The sequence below is a fragment of the Kitasatospora sp. NEAU-CNBT7 genome (assembly GCF_057220535.1).
The window spans coordinates 1-3,931 of sequence record NZ_JBXQQB010000102.1; the positions used below are offsets into that span (position 1 = coordinate 1).

1 protein-coding gene is annotated in these 3,931 nt (G+C 71.9%); it reads right to left on the reverse strand.

Going from position 1 to position 3,931, the window contains the following annotated elements; translation table 11 throughout:
• Nucleotides 1-3,931 (reverse strand): non-ribosomal peptide synthetase (locus tag AC2TEW_RS38520; protein WP_484627809.1); only part of this gene is annotated, 3,931 nt, incomplete at both ends.

Sequence of the window (3,931 nt, forward strand, 5' to 3'; positions counted from 1 at the left end):
GCGTCGCGGCGCAGGGCTTCGTCGAGGACGTGCACCTCGTGCCCCTCGACCAGCCAGAGCAGCTCCTCCCACGACATGTCGAACGAGAACGACACCGTGTGCGCGATCCGCAGCCGACGGCCGCCCGCCGACTCCACCACCGGATCGAAGATCGCCTCACGGTGGTTCAACTGCATGTTCGTCAGCCCCCGGTACGGCGTCACCACACCCTTCGGCCGACCCGTCGAACCCGACGTGAAAATCACATACGCCGGCGCATCCAGATCCACCCGCACCCCCAGCGGACCGTCCGACAGCGAAGCCAACTCCGCCCGCACCCCCGCCGAATCCAGCAACACCACCTCCGCCGCCTCCGGCATCAACCCCGCAGCCGACGAATCCGTCACCAGACACACCGGCCCCGCGTCCTCCACCATGAACGCCAACCGCTCCCGCGGATAGTCCAACTCCAACGGCAGATACGCCGCCCCCGTCCGCAACACCGCGAACAGAGCCGCCACCATCTCCAGCGAACGCGGCAACCCCAACGCCACCACCCGCTCAGGACCCGCCCCACGCGCCACGAACAACCGCGCCAGCCGGTTCACCCGCGCATCCAACTCCGCGTACGACCACGACACACCACCGAACACCAACGCCGTCGCACCCGGCACCAACGCCGCACGCTCCGCCAGCAGATCCGCCACCGTCGCATCCGGCAACACCCGCGACGTCGCCGCCCACTCCCCCAACACCGACCCACGCTCACGCACCGTCAGCACGTCGAGGGAGCCGATCCGGCGGTGCGGGTCGGCCGCGACCTGCTCCAGCAGCGCGAGCAGCCGCTCGACCAGGGCTTCGGCGGTCGAGCGCTCGTAGAGGTCGGTGGCGTACTCGAAGGCGATGTCGATCTCCTCGGAGACCGAGGTCTCCTCGAAGTTGAAGTCGAGTTCGAACTTGACCGCGCCCAGCTCGAACGGCTGGATCCGGCTCTCCAGGCCGAGCAGGCTGCCGCCCTGGCCGTCGTTGTGCTGGTAGCCGAGCATCACCTGGAACAGCGGGTGCCGGCCGGCCACCCGGGGCGGGTTGACGGCCTCGACCAGGCGGTCGAAGGGCAGGTCCTGGTGCGCGAACGCGGCCAGGTCCGACTCCCGGGTGCGGGTGAGCAGGTCGGCGAAGGTCGGGTCGCCGGAGAGGTCGTTGCGCAGCACCAGGGTGTTGACGAAGAACCCGACCAGGCCGTCCAGCGCGGTGTCCGAGCGCCCGGCGACGGGCGCGGCGAGGGGGATGTCGGTGCCCGCGCCGAGCCGGTGCAGCAGGGTGGCGACGGCGGCCTGGAGCACCATGAAGGTGGTCGTACCGGTGGACCGGGCGGCCTCCCGCAGGCCGCGGTAGACAGTCGGGGGGACCTGCGCGTACACGGTGTCGCCGCGGTATCCGGCGACCGGCACCCGCGGGTGGTCGGTGGGCAGCGGCAGTTCCTCCGGCAGACCGGCCAGCGCCTGCTGCCAGTACGCGACCTGGCGGCTGTGCAGGCTCTCCCCGTCCTCGGGGCCGCCGAGCAGTTCCTGCTGCCACAGCGTGTAGTCGGCGTACTGGACCGGCAGCGGCGCCCAGCTGGGCGCGGTGCCGGTGGTGTGGGCGGCGTACGCGGTGTTCAGGTCGTCGATGAACGGGAGCATCGACCACTCGTCACCGGCGATGTGGTGGAACAGCAGCACGATCGCGTGGTCCGCCGGGCCGACCGCCAGCACGCTGACCCGCAGCGGCAGTTCGGCCGAGAGGTCGAAGCCGTACCGGACGGCCGCCTCGATGTCGGCGGCCAGGGTCGGCTCGCCGGACGCCACCAGGTGCAGGGTCTGCGCGGCGGCGTCCCTGACCTCCTGGAACACCTTGCCGTCGCGCTCGGTGAAGACCGTCCGCAGGCTCTCGTGGCGCTCGGTCACCGCGATGACGGCGGCCCGCAGCGCGTCCAGGTCGAGCTCGCCGGTGACCCGGACCACCAGCGGCACGTTGTAGGTGGCCCCGGAGCCGTCCAGGTTCTGCAGGAACCACATCCGGCGCTGGGCGTGCGACAGCGGCAGCTCGGCGGGCCGCTCGCGGCGGACCAGGGCCGGGCGGGCCTCGCCGCCGGCGGCGGCCCGGTGGGCCAGACCGGCCGGGGTGGGCGCCTCGAAGAGGTCACGCACGGTCAGCTGGGCGCCGAGCAGCGTCCGCAGCCGGCCGACCAGGCGGGTGGCGAGCAGCGAGTGGCCGCCGAGATCGAAGAAGTGGTCCTCGGGGCCCACCTCGGACAGGCCGAGCACCTCGGCGAAGACGCCGCAGAGGATCTCCTCGCGGGCGTCGCGCGGGGCGCGTCCGGCGCCCGTGCCGGTGCTGTCGGGGGTGGGGAGGGCCTTGCGGTCGAGCTTGCCGTTGACGGTCAGCGGCAGCGCGTCGAGGACGACGAACGCGGACGGGACCATGTACTCGGGCAGCCGCTCGGCGAGGCCGCTGCGGACCTCCGCGACGTCGACGCCGGAGCCGGCCGGGACGAGGTAGGCGGCCAGCCGCTTGACCCCGGGGGTGTCCTCGCGGACCACCACGGCGGCCTGCGCGACGGCGGGGTGCGTGGTCAGGGCGTCCTCGATCTCGCCGGGCTCGACCCGGTAGCCGCGGATCTTCACCTGGTCGTCGGCCCGGCCGAGGAAGTCCAGCAGGCCGTCCTGGCGCCGGCGCACCACGTCGCCGGTCCGGTACATCCGGTCGCCGGGCTCACCGAACGGGTCGGCGACGAACCGCTCCGCGGTCAGCCCCGGCCGGTCGAGGTAGCCGCGGGCCAGGCCGACCCCGGAGACGTACAGCTCGCCCGCGGTGCCGACCGGCACCTGCCGGAGGTGTCCGTCGAGGACGTGGGCGCGGGTGTTCCAGATCGGGCGGCCGACGGTGGCGGTGTCGCTGTCCGTGGTGCCGCCGCCGAGGGTGTTGATGGTGTACTCGGTCGGCCCGTAGAGGTTGTAGCCGAGCACACCGGGGGTGTCGCGGAGCCTGGACCAGAGGGTCTCCGCCACGGCCTCACCGCCGAGCAGCACCAGCACCGGGCGGTGCCGGTCCTCGTCCAGCAGACCGGACTCGATCAGCGCCTGGGCGTACGAGGGCGTCACGTTGATGACGTCGATCTCGTGCTCGGCGCAGAAGTCCGCCAGCCCCTGGGCGTCGCGGCGCAGGGCTTCGTCGAGGACGTGCACCTCGTGCCCCTCGACCAGCCAGAGCAGCTCCTCCCACGACATGTCGAACGAGAACGACACCGTGTGCGCGATCCGCAGCCGACGGCCGCCCGCCGACTCCACCACCGGATCGAAGATCGCCTCACGGTGGTTCAACTGCATGTTCGTCAGCCCCCGGTACGGCGTCACCACACCCTTCGGCCGACCCGTCGAACCCGACGTGAAAATCACATACGCCGGCGCATCCAGATCCACCCGCACCCCCAGCGGACCGTCCGACAGCGAAGCCAACTCCGCCCGCACCCCCGCCGAATCCAGCAACACCACCTCCGCCGCCTCCGGCATCAACCCCGCAGCCGACGAATCCGTCACCAGACACACCGGCCCCGCGTCCTCCACCATGAACGCCAACCGCTCCCGCGGATAGTCCAACTCCAACGGCAGATACGCCGCCCCCGTCCGCAACACCGCGAACAGAGCCGCCACCATCTCCAGCGAACGCGGCAACCCCAACGCCACCACCCGCTCAGGACCCGCCCCACGCGCCACGAACAACCGCGCCAGCCGGTTCACCCGCGCATCCAACTCCGCGTACGACCACGACACACCACCGAACACCAACGCCGTCGCACCCGGCACCAACGCCGCACGCTCCGCCAGCAGATCCGCCACCGTCGCATCCGGCAACACCCGCGACGTCGCCGCCCACTCCCCCAACACCGACCCACGCTCACGCACCGTCAGCA